Source organism: Anaerovorax odorimutans (genome assembly GCF_024459955.1).
Taxonomy (GTDB): Bacteria; Bacillota; Clostridia; order Peptostreptococcales; family Anaerovoracaceae; genus Hominibacterium; species Hominibacterium odorimutans_A.
The window spans coordinates 1-19,039 of the sequence record NZ_JANFXK010000003.1 but is presented as its reverse complement, the minus strand read 5'-3'; the positions used below and the strand labels follow the sequence as shown (position 1 = coordinate 19,039).

Annotated in this window: 16 protein-coding genes; 5 read left to right on the top strand and 11 right to left on the bottom strand. The window is 49.6% G+C overall.

Translation table 11 applies throughout. The features are described 5' to 3' along the window. Positions 1 to 10: 10 nt before the first annotated feature. Positions 11 to 640, bottom strand: coding sequence for a GntR family transcriptional regulator (locus NE619_RS03640; protein ID WP_256131010.1), 630 nt, complete (start codon positions 638 to 640; stop codon positions 11 to 13). Between the two features lie 169 nt (positions 641 to 809). Between NE619_RS03640 and NE619_RS03635 the strand changes: the two genes are divergently transcribed. Then, positions 810 to 2,090, top strand: coding sequence for a serine dehydratase subunit alpha family protein (locus NE619_RS03635; protein ID WP_256131009.1), 1,281 nt, complete (start codon positions 810 to 812; stop codon positions 2,088 to 2,090). 67 nt (positions 2,091 to 2,157) lie between these two features. Here the strand turns inward: NE619_RS03635 and NE619_RS03630 are convergent, their stop codons facing one another. The 8 genes from NE619_RS03630 to NE619_RS03595 form a co-directional block, all read right to left on the bottom strand. Then, positions 2,158 to 3,294, bottom strand: a complete 1,137-nt coding sequence (locus NE619_RS03630) for a DUF4317 domain-containing protein (RefSeq protein ID WP_256131008.1) — start codon at positions 3,292 to 3,294, stop codon at positions 2,158 to 2,160. Positions 3,295 to 3,311: 17 nt separating this feature from the next. Continuing rightward, complete coding sequence (locus NE619_RS03625; RefSeq protein ID WP_256131007.1) at positions 3,312 to 4,094, bottom strand: SDR family NAD(P)-dependent oxidoreductase; 783 nt, start codon at positions 4,092 to 4,094, stop codon at positions 3,312 to 3,314. Positions 4,095 to 4,167: 73 nt separating this feature from the next. Continuing rightward, complete coding sequence (gene recA, locus NE619_RS03620; protein WP_305146566.1) at positions 4,168 to 5,250, bottom strand: recombinase RecA; 1,083 nt, start codon at positions 5,248 to 5,250, stop codon at positions 4,168 to 4,170. A gap of 169 nt (positions 5,251 to 5,419) precedes the next feature. After that, the gene (locus tag NE619_RS03615) at positions 5,420 to 6,649 is read right to left on the bottom strand and encodes a competence/damage-inducible protein A (protein WP_256131006.1); all 1,230 of its coding nucleotides are present in this window, start codon (positions 6,647 to 6,649) and stop codon (positions 5,420 to 5,422) included. 31 nt (positions 6,650 to 6,680) lie between these two features. After that, positions 6,681 to 7,208, bottom strand: coding sequence for a CDP-diacylglycerol--glycerol-3-phosphate 3-phosphatidyltransferase (gene pgsA / locus NE619_RS03610; protein ID WP_256131005.1), 528 nt, complete (start codon positions 7,206 to 7,208; stop codon positions 6,681 to 6,683). Position 7,209: 1 nt separating this feature from the next. After that, positions 7,210 to 8,523: a 30S ribosomal protein S12 methylthiotransferase RimO gene (rimO, locus tag NE619_RS03605; protein ID WP_256131004.1), complete on the bottom strand. Its 1,314-nt coding sequence runs from the start codon at positions 8,521 to 8,523 to the stop codon at positions 7,210 to 7,212. Then, the gene (locus NE619_RS03600; RefSeq protein ID WP_256131003.1) at positions 8,524 to 11,238 is read right to left on the bottom strand and encodes an FtsK/SpoIIIE family DNA translocase; all 2,715 of its coding nucleotides are present in this window, start codon (positions 11,236 to 11,238) and stop codon (positions 8,524 to 8,526) included. 20 nt (positions 11,239 to 11,258) lie between these two features. Beyond that, positions 11,259 to 12,095: an undecaprenyl-diphosphate phosphatase gene (locus NE619_RS03595; RefSeq protein WP_256131002.1), complete on the bottom strand. Its 837-nt coding sequence runs from the start codon at positions 12,093 to 12,095 to the stop codon at positions 11,259 to 11,261. 185 nt (positions 12,096 to 12,280) lie between these two features. Between NE619_RS03595 and NE619_RS03590 the strand changes: the two genes are divergently transcribed. From NE619_RS03590 to NE619_RS03575, 4 genes are all read left to right on the top strand, one after another. Continuing rightward, positions 12,281 to 13,273 (top strand): aspartate-semialdehyde dehydrogenase, encoded by a 993-nt coding sequence (locus NE619_RS03590; RefSeq protein ID WP_256131001.1) that lies wholly within the window; start codon positions 12,281 to 12,283, stop codon positions 13,271 to 13,273. Between the two features lie 22 nt (positions 13,274 to 13,295). Continuing rightward, positions 13,296 to 14,177 (top strand): 4-hydroxy-tetrahydrodipicolinate synthase, encoded by an 882-nt coding sequence (gene dapA / locus NE619_RS03585; RefSeq protein WP_256131000.1) that lies wholly within the window; start codon positions 13,296 to 13,298, stop codon positions 14,175 to 14,177. Between the two features lie 134 nt (positions 14,178 to 14,311). Then, positions 14,312 to 15,430, top strand: coding sequence for a sensor domain-containing diguanylate cyclase (locus NE619_RS18995; RefSeq protein ID WP_256130999.1), 1,119 nt, complete (start codon positions 14,312 to 14,314; stop codon positions 15,428 to 15,430). 193 nt (positions 15,431 to 15,623) lie between these two features. Further along, positions 15,624 to 16,694 carry an Rpn family recombination-promoting nuclease/putative transposase gene (locus tag NE619_RS03575; RefSeq protein ID WP_256130998.1) on the top strand — a complete coding sequence of 357 codons (1,071 nt, stop codon included), beginning with the start codon at positions 15,624 to 15,626 and terminating at the stop codon, positions 16,692 to 16,694. Between the two features lie 67 nt (positions 16,695 to 16,761). Here NE619_RS03575 and NE619_RS03570 read toward each other — a convergent pair whose 3' ends face one another. Continuing rightward, complete coding sequence (locus NE619_RS03570; RefSeq protein WP_256130997.1) at positions 16,762 to 18,438, bottom strand: N-acetylmuramoyl-L-alanine amidase; 1,677 nt, start codon at positions 18,436 to 18,438, stop codon at positions 16,762 to 16,764. 17 nt (positions 18,439 to 18,455) lie between these two features. Then, positions 18,456 to 19,039 (bottom strand): hypothetical protein (locus NE619_RS03565; RefSeq protein ID WP_330640663.1); only part of this gene is annotated, 584 nt, incomplete at its 5' end.

Below are 19,039 nucleotides of genomic sequence, written 5' to 3'. Positions count from 1 at the left end.
ATCCGTCTCCTTATCTGCCAAAATCGCTGATATCCTGTCTTAAAAAATGTATGGCCCCCTCCACGTCTCTGTTTTCCAGACATTCGATAATCTTGGCATGGTATTTGGTGTCCGTGGGGAATACGATTTTCTTCCACTTATCCCAGTAAAACTGAGCGTACGCCCGCGTCAGCGTATCCAGCGACTGCTTTAGCATATTATAAGAGAACTCATTGCCGCAGAAGGAAATCAGTGCCAGATGAAAATTCATATTATGCTCCCAATGTATCCAGAAATCGTTTTTCGCCTGATCGTTTTCGCACAGATCATTGATTGTTTTCAGTCTTTCGATCTGATCTGTGCCAATCTGATGGATACATTCTCTGAGACTGCCCCCTTCCAGCACCAGCCTGAATTTCAGGATGTTTTCAATATCCGTTCTCGTCAGCTGCACCACCACATAGCCAAAGCGGGGCATACTTTTCAACACCCCTTCGCTGCACAGCTTGCCCAAAGCTTCCCTCACCGGCGACTTGCTCACCTTATATTTTTCAATCAGCTGTTTTTCACTGATAATATCATTGGCCGTGTATTCGCCTTCGATGATCGCTGAAAAGACTTTATTGTAAATCATATCTTTTAAATTCCCGTTCTCTGCCATTGTCTCTCCTGTTCTCTCCCATTTGTCTTTTTTCTATCATACCACAACGGCGGCTTTAAAGTAAACGGCTGTCAGCCATTGAATTTGCGCAAAATAAAGGTATTGACTCGTGGTTATATCTCTGATATTATCAGTAATATAATTAACCCGGTAAACAGGAGGTAAGAACATGGATGAAAAAACTGCCGCTTCGTATATACGAATACTGGAAAAGGAGCTGATACCGGCCCTCGGCTGTACGGAACCGGGAGCGCTGGCCTATGCCGCCGCCAAAGCCGTGCAGATCCTTGGGAAATTTCCCCAGAGCATGTCCGTCAATTGCAGCGGAAATATTATTAAAAATGTCAAAGGCGTCTTTGTGCCCAACTCGGGCGGTCTGCGGGGCGTAGAAGCAGCGGCGATCCTGGGCGCCGTAATCGGAGATCCTTCCAAAGAGCTGAACGTTCTGGAACAGGCCGGCGAGGTTGACCGCGAAAAGACCCGGTCCCTTCTTGCCGCTGATTTTTGTACATGCACGCTGCAGGAAGGTGAAGACAATCTGTATATTGACATTTCGGTGCTGGCTGGAGATGAATCCGCAAGAGTCATTATAAAAAACACCCATACGAATATTGTCCTCATCCAACACAACGAAGAGCTTCTGCTGGATAAAAAAGATGAAAAGAACACATCGGGAACAGATGATAAAGAACGTTTGAATATCAAGGATATTGTGGCCTTTGCCGACCAGTATGATATCACGCCGCTTACGGAACTTTTGGAGCAGCAGATTCAGGTAAACTGTGCGATCGCACAGGCCGGCCTGGATGAAAATTATGGGGCCTGTGTGGGGAAAACTCTCTTAGAGACAGAAGGCAGCTCGGTTCATGTGCGGGCGAAAGCAAAGGCAGCGGCCGGATCGGACGCCAGAATGGGCGGCAGCTGTCTGCCGGTTATCATCAATTCCGGCAGCGGAAACCAGGGAATCACTGTGACGGTTCCTGTTGTGGAATATGCCGAAGAATTACAGCTGAGCCGTGAAAAACTGCACCGGGCGCTGGTTCTGAGCAACCTGATTTCCATCCATATCAAGCATTATATCGGAAATCTGTCCGCCTTCTGCGGCGCCGTAAGCGCAGCCTGCGGCAGCGGAGCAGCCATCACCTACATGCACGGCGGCAGCCTCCTGCAGATATCCTCGACCATCGTCAACACCCTTGCTAATGTGGGCGGTATCGTCTGTGACGGAGCCAAAGCTTCCTGTGCCGCCAAGATCGCCTCTGCTCTGGACGCCGCCATCATGGCTCACAACATGTCCATGAGAAGCCGCGGATTTCAGGCCGGTGAAGGGTTTATCACTGAAGATATTGAATCTACTATCGCCAATATGGGCTACATCGGCCGGGAGGGAATGAAAACCACGGATATAGAAATTCTCAAGCTGATGCTGAAAAATCGTATTTGCGATTAGGTCAAAAAATCAAACAGGCGGGTATAAGAATCGACGCTTTTATTCTTATACCCGCCTTATTCATTTTTTAATTTTCTTCTTCCTTAATGTCGATGTCCAGGCCATTGACCTCAACATGGTCGTTGATGCCGATTACAAGGCACTTCCTGCCGTCAATGACTCTGGTTTCCACCAGATCGGCCCGGTCCGGACTCACTTTGATTACCACATCCGGCGTCTCGATGCTGAATTTTTTCGTTTCCGCCACATTGGCAGCCATCAGTCTCCGGCGCTCCCCTGCCGTCTGCTCAAAGGTGGTTTCCACCTTCTCCAGTTTCTCTTCCGAGGCTCCGCTCCGTTCCAGCAGCCTGCGCATATCGAACTTGTCCAGCTCCAGCGGTTCGGGCTCCTCCTTGCTCTCCTCGATCATTTCCTGCAGATTGTCGTGGATGCATCTGACCATGGAAAAATCGCATTCCTCGCCCAGAGACTCAGAAATGATCTCGTTGAAAGTCACCTTCTGGTTCTCCGCAGAAAGAGGAATTTCGCTTCCCAGCAGTTCTTCAATCAGCTTTGGCTGCAGTTCTTCCGGTTTTTTGGAAAAGTACAGCGCCTGATGAATATCCGCGGTCCGGTCGTTGAAGGCCGGAAAGAGAAAACCTTTGGCCGGCGGATCGACCACCCAGTCCCTGCTGCGCCCTACGATGCTGTTCTGATCCGCGTCATAGCTGAGGCCCGCCTTTGAAAGCTTGACCGGACAGATGCTGCAGAGGATATGCTCATATATATTGTCCGAAGCATCGAACATTTCCAGGCCGTCTTCCGCTTTTCCCGGGACATCGTAGACCGCATGGATCAGGATTATATAGTAGTTTTCTCCGTATTCATAGTTATCAATGATCTTATTGAAAAATTCATCCACCAGGGACTCGTCCTGCAGCTTGCTGTTACGCAGGCGCAGGAGGAATTCCTGAGTTCCTCCCGGCTCTTCCTGAGACAATGGGAACTCCATATTAATCAGCTTTTTTCCCAGAGTCCCGGTGAGAGTCTGCTTAAAGATTTCAAAATACTTAAAAGCCTCTTCCTCAGGAAGGGATAAAAAAGAACGGTTCACTTCGTACTTGCGCGTTTTTTCCGCATCCACATAGCAGCCGCACATGCGGGTGATGGCGCAGTTCTCAGGAGTAAATTGTTTCTTGATTTCCAGAATTTCTTTACTAATCATGTTTATAGTCCTCTCTTTTATAGTCTGCGCAGGCCTTCCCAGCCTGCTATCATTATACAGTGGGGTATAAATTTCGCTGTGACCCTATGCAGCAGGCAGATCGGTCCCGGCGTGGAAACGGCCATCCCCAGCCTGCTGTCTCGCAGCGCCCTCCGAACGACTCTCTGCGAGGTGGACGCAAAAGGAAAGTGCCGAACCGCACGTCCATTTTTCGTATCCTTTGCAGTAGGAATAAACTCAGTGTCGCGCACCCAGTAGGGGCATACGGCGGTGACCAAAATTCCCCGACCGAAAAGTTCCCAGCGCAAGGCCCGGCTGTAACGCAGGAGAAACGCTTTGGATGCCGCATAGACATTCAGCGACGGCAGCGGCTGAAAAGCCGCGGTAGAGCAAATCTCCAAAATCCTTGCTCCTTTTGCCATATAGGGAATACAGGCCTCTGTCACAGCGACCGCTGCCCGGCAGTTGAGATCGATCATGTTCAGGCTGTCCTGCACGGAAACCTCTTTATAATTGCCGATCTTTCCGTAACCGGCCGCATTAATTAAAATTCGTACATCGGGAGCCTCATGTTTTAAAAGTTCTGCTAAATCATCCAGCCTCTCCTGCTTTGTCAGATCCAGCGGTAATGTCCGCACCGGCATGGGGATCTCCTCAGCCAACTCTTTCAGCCGGTCCTCTCTGCGGGCGATTATCCATAATTCATCAATCTTTTCCCGCCGGATCTGCCGTGCGAATTGGCGGCCCAGTCCACTGGAAGCTCCCGTTATGACTGCGATTTTCCTTTTGTTCTCCCCCATGAAATGCCTCCCAAAAAACATCGGCAGACAGACGAAAAACGTCTGCCTGTCATTCCCTGCCGGTTATTCTGCACTATTCAATGATAACACCGTCTTCATCCACCTTCAGATCTTCTTCCGTTTCTCCCGTTTTCTCTGTTTCGGCAGCGGCCGCTGCTTTGAGCTGGTCGCGCAGCAGCGTTTCCACCTTCTCCAGGGTTTCAGGATGTTCGGTGAGATAATTTTTTACGTTTTCTCTGCCCTGTCCGATCCGATCGCCGTCAAAGCTGTACCAGGAGCCGGCCTTTTCAATGATCTTCTCCTCCACCGCACAGTCCAGAACATCGCCCTCCCGGGAAATACCCTTTCCGTACATAATGTCGAATTCAGCCTGCTTAAAGGGCGGCGCCACTTTATTTTTTACGACTTTTACCCGCGTGCGGTTACCGAGGAAATTGTCTCCGGATTTGATGCTCTCAATCCTGCGCACGTCAAAACGCATGCTGGCGTAGAATTTGAGGGCCCGGCCTCCAGTGGTCGTCTCAGGGTTGCCGAACATGACTCCTACTTTTTCTCTCAGCTGGTTGATGAATACAACGGAAGTGCCAGATTTATTAATAACGCCGGCCAGCTTTCTCAGTGCCTGGGACATGAGACGGGCCTGCAGGCCTACATGACTGTCTCCCATGTTGCCGTCTATTTCGGATTTTGGAACCAGCGCCGCAACCGAGTCCACGACAACGATATCGATGGCCCCGCTGCGCACCAGCATCTCGCAGATCTCCAGTGCCTGTTCACCGGTATCCGGCTGAGATACCAGCAGTTCGTCCACGTTTACGCCCAGGTTCTTGGCATATTCCGGGTCCAGCGCATGCTCTGCGTCGATAAAGGCAGCCCTGCCGCCTGCCTTCTGCGCCTCAGCGATGATATGTAGGGTCAGAGTCGTTTTACCGGAAGATTCCGGCCCGTAGACCTCGATGATCCTTCCCTTTGGAACGCCTCCGATTCCCGTTGCCAGATCCAGGCTCATGGAACCGGTGGAAATCGCCTCAATATTCATTCTGACGCTGTCATCCCCCAGCTTCATGATCGCCCCCTGGCCGAATTGTTTCTGTATCTGCTTCAGAGCCTCTTGTAAGGCTTTATCTTTATCGTCTTTGTTGATTGCCACGTTCATACCTCCAATGTGAACATTTGTTCGTTTCTCTTATAATACCCCATTCTCTTTCGCAGGTCAAGCAAATTTCCTGAATGTAAATATTTTACATATAAAAAATATCATTTATTTCTCTGGGTGTCAAGGTCCTATTTTCGTTTTCTCGCAATCAGGCCCCGCATACCGGTCGCTAAATCAGCTTGTTGACAACATCCAGCATGGAAAGCACCGCAAAATTCCGGTTCCAATTACGATTGACATTCCGCATCTGTATCTTCCTGCAAATGGTCCTTTCCTGATAATGGGCGCCGATATAGACAAGTCCGACCGGTTTTTCTGCCGTGCCGCCCTCGGGCCCCGCAATACCGGTCACAGAAACACAGATGTCGCTGCCGCTGACTCTGTGAAGCCCCTCGGCCATCTCTCTTGCCGTCTCTTCACTGACCGCCCCATAGGCTGTCAGAGTTTCTTCCTTTACCCCCAGCTCTGCCATTTTAGCATTATTGCTGTAGGTAACTAAGGAGCGGTCAAAAACGGCGGAGATTCCCGACACGCTGGTAAGCGCCGCGGCAAACATTCCGCCCGTACAGGATTCAGCACTGGAAATGGACAGCCCCCGATCCAGCAGTTTCCGGGACACCACATCCACCAGTTCCTCATTGTCACAGCTGTATATATACTCGCCAATGATAGCTTTTACCTTTTCCAGCATAGCGTCCACCGCTTCTTTGGCCTCTTCCTTTGTCGCCCGCTTGGAGGCGATGCGCAGGCAGCACTCCCCTTCCTTAGCGTAGGTGGCCAGAGTAGGATCCGTCTGCTCATCGATCAATGGCAGCAGTTTAGTTTCCAGCATGGACTCCCCGATGCCAAAGGTGCGGATCATCCGATAGTAAATCGTACTCTCCGACTTTTTTTCCAGATAGGGCAGTACGCTCCGTTCAAACATGCGGGTCATTTCCCGGGGAGGCCCCGGCATACAGATGATCTGTTTACCGTCCTTTTCCAGCGCAAAGCCCGGAGCTGTTCCAGCATCGTTGTCGAATACCACGGCCCTGGAAGGCATATACGCCTGTTTGCGGTTGTTCTCCGTCATCTGGCGATTCTGTTTTTTAAAATAGCTTTCCAGCTTTTCCATGGATGGCTGATGAAGCACCATGTGGTCATCCAGCGCCCGGCAGACGATCTCCTTTGTCAGATCGTCCTGGGTAGGCCCCAGTCCCCCGGTGGTCAGAATCAGGTCGCAGTCTTTGAAGGCCAGGGCGATCATATCCTCAAGCCTTTCCGGGTTATCGCCCACCGTATAATGATACATGACATCAAATCCCAGCAGGTTTAATTGCTGGGATAAAAACACAGTGTTCGTATTGGTGATCTGACCGAAAAGAAGCTCGGTCCCCACGCTCAAAATCGCTGATTTCATTCTCTTTATCCTTCTTTCTCAGATGTCAAAGCTACATCGACAGCAGCTTTCTGTTTTTTACAATGTATTCGGTTCCTGAAACAATCGTCATGATTACAGCTGCCCAAAGGAAAATCTGGTCCAGAGGCACGCCGATATAGCAGCCCGGCCAATTGTCCAAAAGCAGCAGCGGAATGGCGATCATCTGCAGGATCGTCTTGATTTTCCCGGTGGCTCCGGCGGCAATGACGATTCCCTCGGAAGCCGCTACCTGTCTCAGGCCTGTCACTGCGAACTCTCTGGCCAATATGACAACGACCATCCATCCCTGGACATTGCCTAGCTGCACCAGACATACCAGCGCCGACATGACCAAAAGCTTGTCGGCCAGAGGGTCCATCAGTTTGCCGAAATTTGTAACCAGATTATACTTTCTTGCAATATGGCCGTCCAGCATATCGGTCAGTGCGGCAACGATGAAAATAATAGTGGCGATGTACCTGTGGCCAAAGAGGAGCACCACGATAAAAACAGGGATCGCAACGATTCTGAGAAGTGTTAATTTATTAGGCAAATTCATTTTAAACCTCCTTGCCTGTCAGATCATAATCAAAAGCATCTGTTATCTCTACCCGCACCATGTCCCCCGGCTTCAAGTCCCGCCCGGATGTGAACACAACGGAATTATCAATTTCCGGCGCGTCATAAGCAGTCCGTCCTGCATAACTGCCCCCGCCTTCATCTTCCTCCACCAGCACCTCAAAGACTTTTCCCAGCTTCTCCCGGTTGCACGAAAGGGAGATATCCAGCTGTCTGCGCATAATGGCATCCTGCCGCAGGGCTTTTACCTCCTCATCGATCTGATCGGCCATATCTGCCGCCGGCGTTCCTTCCTCCTGGGAATAGGCAAATACCCCCAGACGCTGAAAACGGGTGGTTTCTACGAAATCGAGAAGCTCTTCAAAATCCGCTTCGCTCTCTCCGGGGAAACCGGTAATAAAAGTCGTCCGAATATGGATATCCGGCATCGCCTGCCTCAGCCGTCCGATGGTCCTGCGAATCCCCTCAGCCGTTGATCTGCGGTTCATAGCCGTAAGGACGCGGTCGCTGATATGTTGCAATGGGATATCAATATACTTGCAGATCTTATCTTCCTCAGCCATCACCTGAATCAGCTCGTCGGAAATGCGATCCTCATAGCAGTACATCAGGCGTATCCAGCGCAGGCCGTCGATCCGGCAGAGCTTTCGCAGAAGCTGCGGAAGTACGAACCCGTCATAGAGATCCATACCGTAGGCCGTCACGTCCTGAGCAATGAGAATCAGCTCTTTGCAGCCGTTTTCCGCCAGCATTTCCGCTTCACGGACAATGTCCTCCTGCCTTCTGCTGCGATATTTACCCCGAATATGAGGAATCACACAGTAAGCGCAGACATTATTGCAGCCCTCAGCGATCTTCAGCGTAGCTGTGTAAGGATTTTCCTGCAGCTTGCGAAACGGAGTTTCCATAAACATTTTATTGTAATCACTAAGATGTTTTTCCCGCTTTCCCCTTTGGTATCCCTCCAAAATCTGCGGCAGACGTTCATAATCATTGACCCCCAGAAAGAGGTCCACTTCCGGCATTTCCGCAAACAGCTCATCTTCATACCGCTGCGAAAGGCAGCCGGATACCGCCAGTATCTTACTGTCTCCTTTGTACTGCGCCATATCGAAGATTCGTTCAATGGATTCGGTTTTGGCATCGTTGATGAAACCGCAGGTGTTGACCATGATCAGGTCCGCTTCCTCCGGCGATCCCACCAGAACATGCCCCGCATGTTCTAAAATTCCCGCTGCCATTTCCGAATCATTGAAATTCTTCGGACAGCCCAGTGTTTCGATAAAAATTTTCATCTATTCTTCTTCCATCTCCTCTGTATCATTGTTCAGTGCGTTCAGCTCTGCTTCGGTCATCAGAACCTGCCGCGGCTTGCTGCCCTCGGAAGGTCCGATGATTCCCCTGGCTTCCATCATATCCACGATCCGAGCCGCCCGGTTGTAACCGATACGAAAACGTCTCTGGAGCATGGAAACCGATGCCTGTCCGGCGGAAACCACCGTTTCTATGGCTTCCGGCAGAAGCTCATCCGCATCATCCTCTTTTTCCGGTGTATTTACTTTCTCTATAGTATGGATCACCTCATCGGAATATTCGGTTTCCGTAACCTGGCCCTTGACGAATTCAATGACATCGTGAACTTCTGAATCCGAAATAAAGGTCCCCTGGACGCGGGTCGGCTTGCCTCCTCCCATAGGATTAAACAGCATGTCCCCTTTACCCACCAGCTTTTCCGCCCCGGCCATATCGAGGATGGTTCGGGAGTCAAACTGGGAAGATACGGCGAAAGCGATCCTGGAGGGGATGTTGGCCTTAATAACACCGGTAATAACGTCCACCGACGGCCGCTGTGTGGCTACAATCAGGTGCATCCCGGCGGCTCTGGCCTTTTGAGCCAGTCTGCATATGGATTCTTCCACCTGGGACGGAGCGGCCATCATCAGGTCCGCCAGCTCGTCAATGATGATTACCACCTGCGGAAGGAACTTATCTTCCTCGCCGTCCTTTTTCACTTTCGTATTATAGCTTGCCAGCTCACGGACGCCTTCCTCGGCAAACTTTTTATAGCGGTCCTCCATTTCGGCAACCGCCCAGTTCAGCGCGGCAGCCGCCTTGGTCGGTTCGGTGACCACGGGAATCAAAAGATGCGGTATTCCATTGTAATTGGTCAGCTCCACCACCTTAGGGTCGATCAGCACCAGCTTAACTTCTTCCGGCTTTGCCTTATATAAAATGCTGGTGATGATGCTGTTGACACAGACGCTCTTACCTGACCCTGTGGAGCCTGCGATCAGGAGATGGGGCATGGATTTAAGATCGGCGACAATGGCGTTGCCGGCGATATCCTTGCCCACCGTAAAGGTGATCTTGGATTTCGAGTTTTTGAACTCCCTGGAGTCGATGATCTCACGGATGGTAACCATGTTCACCTTATCGTTTTCCACCTCAATGCCTACGGCTGCCTTCCCCGGAATCGGCGCCTCGATACGGATACTCTTGGCTTCCAGGTTCAGCGCGATATCATCGGCCAGATTGACGATACTCTTTACTTTTACTCCCACATTGGGATGTATTTCATAGCGGGTAACGGCAGGTCCCTGTGTAACCTGCACCACCTGCGCGTCGATATGGAAATTCTGTAGCGTCTCCTCCAGCTTCAGCGCCTTGGCCTTCAGCGAAGCCGTAATGCCCGAGCGATTCTGCGGGGTACTGGCCTTGTTAAGAAGCTCTGCCGGCGGAAACCGGTAAGCCGGAACCGGCTGCGTGGCCGCGTTGATTTCACTTGGGTCCAGTGATGCTTTCGCTGCCTGGCTGTTGGAGATCTTTTCCGGTTCCTTTTTAAGAGTCCCCGCAGCAATTGGGAGGGCTTCCTGAATACCTCCATGATTGTCTGTAAGCGGCTCTGCCTGATGACTGCCCTTTGTTACGGAGCCACCAGGATGCTCCGAATCATCTGTCAGGCCCAAGCCCTGCGGTGTGTCCTCTACCGGGTCCACCCCCAGGTCCATATCGTCCATCCCCAGATCCGGCTCCAGTCCAAAACCATTAGATAGCTTTGGCTCCTCGTCCAGCCCATAGCCCTCGTCTTCTGCTCCGCCGCTGAAAAGATCGTCGTCTTTCATATATTCAAGAATGTTTTTCTGTCCCGGAGATATCCTTCCCGGCACATAGGAAGTGCCGCTGTCCGGGTGGCGCGGCTGCGCCGAATCCAATTGAGAAGACAGCTTTTGTCTTTTGCTCAGGTCCATTTCCTCCTGGATGCCTTGTTCCTTTTCCAGCTTTTGCCGAATCGTCGCACGCTTCTTTTCTTTCTTTTCCGCTTTTTCCGGGAGCATGGCCGGAACCTGCAGATCTTCTTCATCCTCCAGAAGATCTTCTTCTTTTCTTATGCGGCGCTTTTCCGCAGCCCGTTCAAAGAACCGGGAGATCGGCGTATTGATTATCAGCAGCAGACAGCTTATAATTACCACAATGGAAATGATGTAGAGTCCCGGTATTCCAAAAGCTTTTACCAGAAGGCTTCCTATGTACATGCCGAACAGACCTCCGCTGTCCAGAACAATTCCGTCTCTGTAATAATCAGCCGCGTCCGCAAGGCCAAAGGCCAGCATCTGCGGATCAATAAACCTTGCTGAATTTATAAATGAAGCCGTCAGCAGAATGATGAACAGAAGGATTACCGACTTGCCGCCGATATGGATGGTTTTTCTTGCGAACAGCAAAATTCCGTAAAGAATCAGGTAATAAGGTAGCGCGTATGCGATCATTCCCAGACAGCCTTTAAAAAAATTGGACAGCCCCTCTCCCACTGCGCCCGCGGCATGTGTCTGGAATGCCACCACAAGAAATGCTCCCAGCGCTATGATCACGATGGACCAGATTTCATCTTTTACCGCCGGATCCATGGTCCGCGCCGCGTAAGCTGTATTTTGGCTGGCAGTTTTTCTCTGACCGCTGTTTTTATTTTTTGAGCCCGGAGGTCTTCCGGGTTTTTTCTTTGCTTCTGCCATTTTTTATCCCTTTCTGTATCCTAAGCGAGGAAAATCGCATAGAGTAATACCAGGGCGCCCAGTGCCCAGGTATAGATGGAAAAGCCGGTCAGCTTTTTATTGGATACAACTCGGATCATTGTTTTGATAGCGAAAAAGCCGGATACCGCGGAAACGATTACTCCAACGATGACCGGACCCAGATCGCCCATGCTCATGCCGGCGCTGAAAGCGTCCGGAGCTTCCACGATGACGGAACCCAGAATGGACGGTATGGATATCAAAAAAGCGAACTTAACGGCGAACTCTCTATTGAGGCCGGAAACAAGTCCTCCGAAGAGCGTGGAACCGGATCTTGAAATACCGGGCCAGATGGCGATCCCCTGCATCAAACCAACCAGCACCGCGTTCCTGAATTTCATCTGTTCCACCCGCTTTCTGCCCGTTGCCATCTTCTCAGCAATGACCAGAATGGTACCTGTGATCAGAAGGCCGAAACCAATGGCGGGAAGCGACAAATAAAGGCCTGCGAACAGGTCATTGAAAGCAAGGCCGATGATGGCCGTAGGAATGGTTGCCACAAGGATCATAAACCCCAGCCTCCTGGTTGGATTGGCGTTGATCCTGGGACCCTTTCCCGTAAAAATGTCCTTAATACACGCAAAGAGCTCACATACCAGTTCGACAATGTCTTTCCAGTATACCACAAAGATGGAAATCAGCGTGCCTAAATGCAAAAGTACCGCAAAAGGCAGCACATTTTCCGCACTGATATCAAAAAAATACTGCAATAAAGCCAGATGGCCGGAACTGCTGATGGGCAGAAATTCCGCCAGCCCCTGAGCTAACCCCAAAATGACAGCCTGAATAAACGTCACAATCTCATCCTCCTCAAAAACATAAAAAATCAACATATATTATAACACAAACGCAGTTAAAAACATATACTATATTCTATCAAAATCATACGAAAGGTTTTACAAAGTACGGTCGGAAGTGGTATACTGTCTCTTAGTAACGTTATTTAAAAAATATTAATATAAATTCGGGAGGAAGAAAAGAAATGAACAAAAAACCAAACATCGCAATTGTGGGCGCAACGGGAGTAGTCGGCTCTACGTTCCTCAAGGTATTGGAAGAAAGGGATTTCCCTTTTGAAAATTTATACATGATGGCGTCTTCCAAATCCGCAGGCAAGACCGTCACTTTCAAGGGTAAGGACTATGTGGTGGAAGAACTGAACGAACATTCCTTTGACAAGGATATCGACATCGCGCTCTTCTCTGCCGGCGGAACCATCAGCGAAAAATACGCGCCGATCGCGGCTGAGCATGGTGTAACCGTTGTAGACAACAGCAGCGCATGGCGTATGGATAAGGAAGTACCTCTGGTAGTTCCGGAAGTAAACCCGGATGATGTGGAATGGAACAAGGGCATCATTGCCAATCCCAACTGCTCTACCATCCAGGCAATGGTCGTATTAAAGCCGCTCCACGATAAATACAAGATCAAGAGAGTCGTATATTCTACTTATCAGGCTGTTTCCGGTTCCGGAGTCAAAGGAATCAGCGACCTCTCCGAAGGTTTGAAAGGAAACGACAAGTGCGAGGCATATCCGCATCCGATTGCCGGAAACTGTCTGCCGCACATCGACGTGTTCCTGGATAACGGATATACAAAAGAAGAGATGAAAATGATCAACGAAACCCATAAGATCCTTGGCGATGACAGTATCAAGGTAACAGCGACCACGGTCCGCGTGCCGGTATTCGACTCCCACAGCGAATCCATCAATATCGAATTTGAAAATCCGATTGACGTGGATGAGGTAAGGGAGCTTCTGGCAAATTCTCCTGGAATTATCGTTCAGGACGATCCTGCCAACAACGTATACCCGCTGGCGCGTGACGCAGCCGGCCGCAACGAAGTATTCGTAGGCCGCATCAGACGTGACTTTTCCGTAGAAAACGGAATCAACCTCTGGGTAGTTGCCGACAACATCCGTAAGGGCGCCGCTACCAATACGGTACAGATCGCGGAGGAACTGATCAAATAATTAAGTGAAAGGATGAGGCGAAGTGACCTTATTTAAAGGCGCTGGCGTAGCACTGGTAACTCCCTTTTCGGAGGGCCACGTGGATTACGGCAGCCTGGCCGGTCTTTTAGACTGGCAGGTTTCTTCCGGTATCGACGCCATTGTAAGCTGCGGTACCACAGGAGAAGCTTCTACACTTAATGATGAAGAACATATAAATACCGTAAAATTTACTGTAGACGCAGTAAAGAAAAAAGTGCCTGTCATCGCAGGCGCAGGAAGCAACGACACGGGCCATGCCGTTTTTATGGCTCAGGAACTGGAAAAAGTGGGTGCCGATGGTCTTTTGATCGTAACGCCCTATTATAACAAATGTACACAAAGAGGACTTATAAAACACTACGAGAAGATCGCGGATTCAGTAAATATTCCGATCATACTTTATTCCGTTGTCGGAAGGACAGGTGTTAATATAAGTCCTTCTTCTGTTGCCGCCCTTTCCCGTCATCCGAATATCGTGGGCATTAAGGAGGCCAGCGGCAATATGTCCCAGGTAGTGGAAATAGCCCGTTATGTCTCCGATGATTTTGCTCTGTATTCAGGAAATGACGATATGATCGTTCCTCTGCTTTCTGTGGGCAGCGTGGGCGCGATCTCCACGGTAGCCAACATTATCCCTTCCGACACCAGCCAGATGATCCACAAGTATCTGGAGGGCGATGTTAAAGGCTCTATGGAAATGCAGCTGGCGATGAAACATCTGATCGATGCCATGTTCGTGGAAGTCAACCCGATTCCAGTCAAGGCCGCTCTCTCCATGATGGATAAAATCAAGTCTGAATACCGGTTGCCTCTGTGTGAGCCGGATAATCTTTCTCTGTATGAGATCATGTGTCAGATGAAAGATTACGGCCTGATCAAATAGCAGGCTGCTCGCTTTAGAACTTTTCCGGATGGATGCTCCCCTTGTGGCTTTGTCTGACGGCATCGCCCGGCCATGAGGAGGAGCCTTCTTTTACGGTAACCCTACATATGATTTGCCGGAAAGAAGGGGTATCTGTGAAAAAACATGGCAATCTGATCGCTTATATTACAATCGCATTGGGCTTTTCTGCTATCTTCGCCTCCGGCTGCCGGTCCGCTGTCCAGACAGCTGTAACTGCCATTTCTCTTGGATTTATTCTGCTGTCCATAGCCAATATGATTCGCGGGTACAATATGCGTGAGGCTGAGCTGGCCGCCAGAGAACAAGCGCACCGTACCGCTTTTCAAAAGGAGACGGAAAAGCTGTATGAAAACATCTATGAGCTGGATATTTCCCACAACTGTGCGGCTAACGAGGATACGCAACAGTATTTTCAAAGTCTGGGAGTTCCTGCCCACACGCCTTATGACCAGGCCCTCCGTTATATCGCCCAGCATCAGATCAAAAAAGAATATCGCCAGGGATACATCACCACTTTCGGTCCGTCGCACGTGCTAAAATCCTACGCTTCCGGTGTAGATACGCTGCGCTATGATTTCCTGGTTACCGAAGATGGGCAGACCTATCATTGGATGCGCATCACATCCCGGATCTTTCGCTGGGAAGGCGACCACTCCATACACATGTTCGCGTACCGCCAGAATATTGATGCGGAAAAACAACGGGAACTGCAAATGCTGGATCAGATTCACCGCGACTCTTTCAGCGGACTTTACAACAAAATCGCAACGCAGGAACAAATCGACGGGCTCTTGCGTGAAACACCCGGCAGCCCATACGGCTTTTTTATTCTGGATATCGACGATTTCAAAACCATCAACGACCGGTACGGCCATCAGATCGGAGACCTGGCAATTGCAGAATTCGCGTCTGTTCTAAAAGAACAGTTTCGTGAAGAAGACATCGTCGGCCGCATCGGAGGCGATGAATTCGTAGCTTTTATCCCGCTTTCTTCCCTGCAGCAGGCGGAAACAAGAGCAAAAGAACTCCTCCGTGCCATTCACCATAAAAATTTTGAAATGACGCATGTATACCGGCTCTCTGTCAGTATGGGCATCGCTGTCGCGCCACAGGACGGCACAGATTTCAAAACCCTGTACCGGCACGCTGACAGAGCTCTTTATCAAACCAAAGAGCAGGGAAAAAACGGATATACAATCTACGGCGATTCGCTAAAAGTCAGGCGGTTTTAGGCTGCTTTCGACCGAATAAATTCATATATTCCCTTTGTATGGAAATGGGAGTCAGGTCAGGCATTCCAGCTTTTTTGATCCGCTCCCGTTTTTATTATGTGGAAAAATGTAATTATCCCTTATTTACATTTTATTCCATATATGTTACAATATATTCCAGTTAAATAATTACATATCGCAAAGGGGGATTATCATGTTAACATTAAAAAACGACCTGCTCTTCAAAGCGGTCTACGGCCGGGAGGACGAGAAATGCAAACAGGCCCTGATCGCCGTGCTGAATTTGATTCTGGACCGCAAGGAAGACCCGATTGTCCGCATCCACTATCGCAATCCCTTCAACGTCCGCAAATTCGAGACGCAGAAGGAATCCATCCTGGACATCAAAGTGGAAACCGGCCAGGGCGAGCTGCTGGACCTGGAAATCCACCTGCTTTACGACAAAAACTTCATCGCCCACGGCATCTATTATCATGCGGGCATGGTTCTCGAGGCCTTGGAACCCGGGCAAAATTATGGTATGATGAAAAAAACGATCAGTATTTTCATCACGGATTATGTCCAGTTCGCGCAAACGGACCGGTACCATACCACCTTTTGCCTGATGGAACGCCAGGACTTGTTTCCCCTGACCGATCTAGTGGAGATGCATTGGCTGGAATTGGCCAAGGTGAACCCGGCCAGGGAAAAAACCGTCAGCCAGATGAGCCAGTTGGAACGGTACCTGGAATACCTGCGTTACGCAGGCGACCCGTCAGAGGAAGCGTACCTGACGCAATTGCGCAGACAGGGCGGGAAGGAGATCGACATGACGGAGAGATTGCTCAAGGAAGCAACCGCTGAGCAGATCATTCGGGAACAGGCCATTGCCAGAGAAAAGTTTATCATGCGGCAGAAGTCACGGGAGCAGCAGGAACGGGAAACGCAGGAGGCGCTGCGGGAAACCGAGAATTCTTTGAAAAAGACCAGGGAAGCTTTAGGGAAAACCGAAAAGGACTTGGAAAAAACTGAGGAAACCCTGACACAAACCGAAGAAACTCTAGCGCAAACCGAGGAAACCCTGGCGCAAACCGAAGAAACCCTGGCGCAAACCGAAGAAACTCTGGCGCAAACCGAAGATGCCCTGGTTCAGGAAAAACAAGCCCGGGAAAAGGAGAAGATGGAATTAATACGAAATCTTGCTGCCAGCGGCATATCGCCGCAGCAGATCGCGCAGGTCAGCAGGCTTCCACAGAAAACAGTGGACCGGTATCTGAAAGATTGAACGGTTATAATAAACCCGCAGGAGTATATACGTTCCTGCGGGTTTGTCTTTACAAAATTTCTTTATCTTATTTTACTTTTTTCGTTGTATAGCTACTGTAATTGCTGTAGTATTTCTTACCTTTTACCGTCCGGTAAGCTCTCACTTTATAATAGTATCTCTTATTTTTCTTCAGCTTTTTGTTGGTGTAGCTTCTCCGGTTGCTCTTTAATGTGGCAATCTTTTTATATTTTCCTGACTTTTTCGTTGCACGATACACCACATATCTGCTGGCTCCGGTGACTTTTTTCCATTTTACCGTAATCTTGCGTTTGCCCGCCTTGCTGCTGACCGATGGCGTGCCGGGTTTTACCTTGGCGGACTTAATGCTGGAATAGGAACCATATCTGGTTCCGCTTGCCGATTTTCTAAAAGGCCGCACCTTATAGTAATAGGTTTTGCCTGTTTTCAGCTTTGAATTTTTATAGCTTAGAGTAGTCCCCTTGCTTATGGTCTTGATCTTCTTGTAGGAACCTTTTTTACTGGTGGCACGGTAGAGTACATAGCCGGTGGCGCCTATGGATTTTTTCCATTTCAGCGTCAGAGCATTGTAGCTGCTGTTGGATATGCTCACGCTTGGCTTGGACGGTGTGATCGTATCGGCGCCGCTCTTGGTGAGTCCATAATATGCTGCAATGTCGGCTGCTTCCGCCTCCGCCATCCTGTGCAGATTGGCGTCGCTGGACAGCCATTTTGCCGCAACCAGATTGGTGTGGAAGGAATGTTCCACGATCATGCCCTTGGTCCCCACTGCTTTGGAACCTCTCAGAACTCCGTAGTATTCTGTTTTCTTATCTTTGTTCAGTTTCTGCCATATCTGATAGTTATCCTTTGTTCCCATGATTGACTGGATGGTCTGTGCCAGAGAAACAGCCAGTGGATCCTTGGTGTTACCTTTCTGAGTAATGACCAGCGGATAATCCGCTGATTTTGATCCTGTGGCATTGGAATGAAGGGATAAAAACAGATCATAGCCTGCTGAGGCAGTTCCTCTTGCATATACGCCCAGATCTTTGCTCTGTGAACCTCTTGTCGTATCCACGACCACATTCTGGTATTGTTCCAGCTCCTGCTTCAAATACAGATGCAATGGCCAGGTCATCAATGATTCATAATAGCTCTTTAATACCGGGCTGCGGTTTACTTTCCCGTAATGACCCGCATCCAGCATGATAAACACGTAGCTGCTGCTCTTTCTGAAAGACGCGCTTATCTTAATTTCATCTTTGCTTGGCGTAAAGGTATAATCGTATGTGTAAGTCGCCCCCAGCTTCTCTCCATTTACATTCAGCGAAGCGACACCGTATCCTTTATTGGGGGTGACGGTAATATGGATCGTCGTTTCAACACCCTGTTCGACGGACGTTTTATCCACTGCGACCGTACCGCCGCTGGTTTGCTGCACCGTAACCCTGCAATATTTCTTCGGAGGCTCCGGTTTTGTCGGCTCCGTTGGATCTGTTGGTTTCGTAGGATCAGTGGGTTCCGTAGATTCCGTGGTTTCGTTTTCCGATGATCCTGAGACTGCGGACCTTTGGAGGTCCAGTGCCTGTGATTCTTGCTGCCGGACCGTCTCCGCGGCGCTGAGTGAGCTTTCCGCAGCAGGGTCCTTTTCTGCTGCGAACACGCCGGGAGCAAACGAAAACATCGTCGCAATCAGCGTGGCGCAAATAAAGTAACTAAAAAATCTGCCTGGTCGTTTCATGATAATCCTTCCCTGGGTTATGCTTTTTTGGTATATCCTTTCAGATAAATCCAGTAACCGTTGGTTTTAATCTGTCCCCACTTGCCGTCCTTTGTCTTGGCTTTCAGCTTGTAGACTTTGTTCTTCCTGGCCGTTCCCATTTTCTTGGAGCTGCTGCTGTAGCTTTTTCTCATGTTCAGGCTGCTTACGGTCACTTTTACCTTCTGAGATGATTTTACCACTTTTGAGGAGGATTTGGAAGAGGAAGTGCTTCCGCTTACCACTTTTGTATATCCTTTCAGGCTGATCCAGTAGCCGTTGGTTTTGATCTGTCCCCACTTGCCGTCCTTTGTCTTGGCTTTCAGCTGGTAAACTCTGTTCTTTCTGGCCGTTCCCATTTTCTTGGAGCTGCTGCTGTAGCTCTTTCTCATATTCAGGCTGCTTACGATCACCTTTACCTTCTGAGATGACTTTACTGTTTTGGATTTGGATGATGAGGACGAAGAACTGCTACCGGAAGAAGAACTGGTCACTACCTTCGTGTAGCCCGGCAGATAGATCCAGTAACCGTTGGTTTTGATCTGTCCCCACTTGCCGTCCTTTGTCTTGGCTTTCAGCTGGT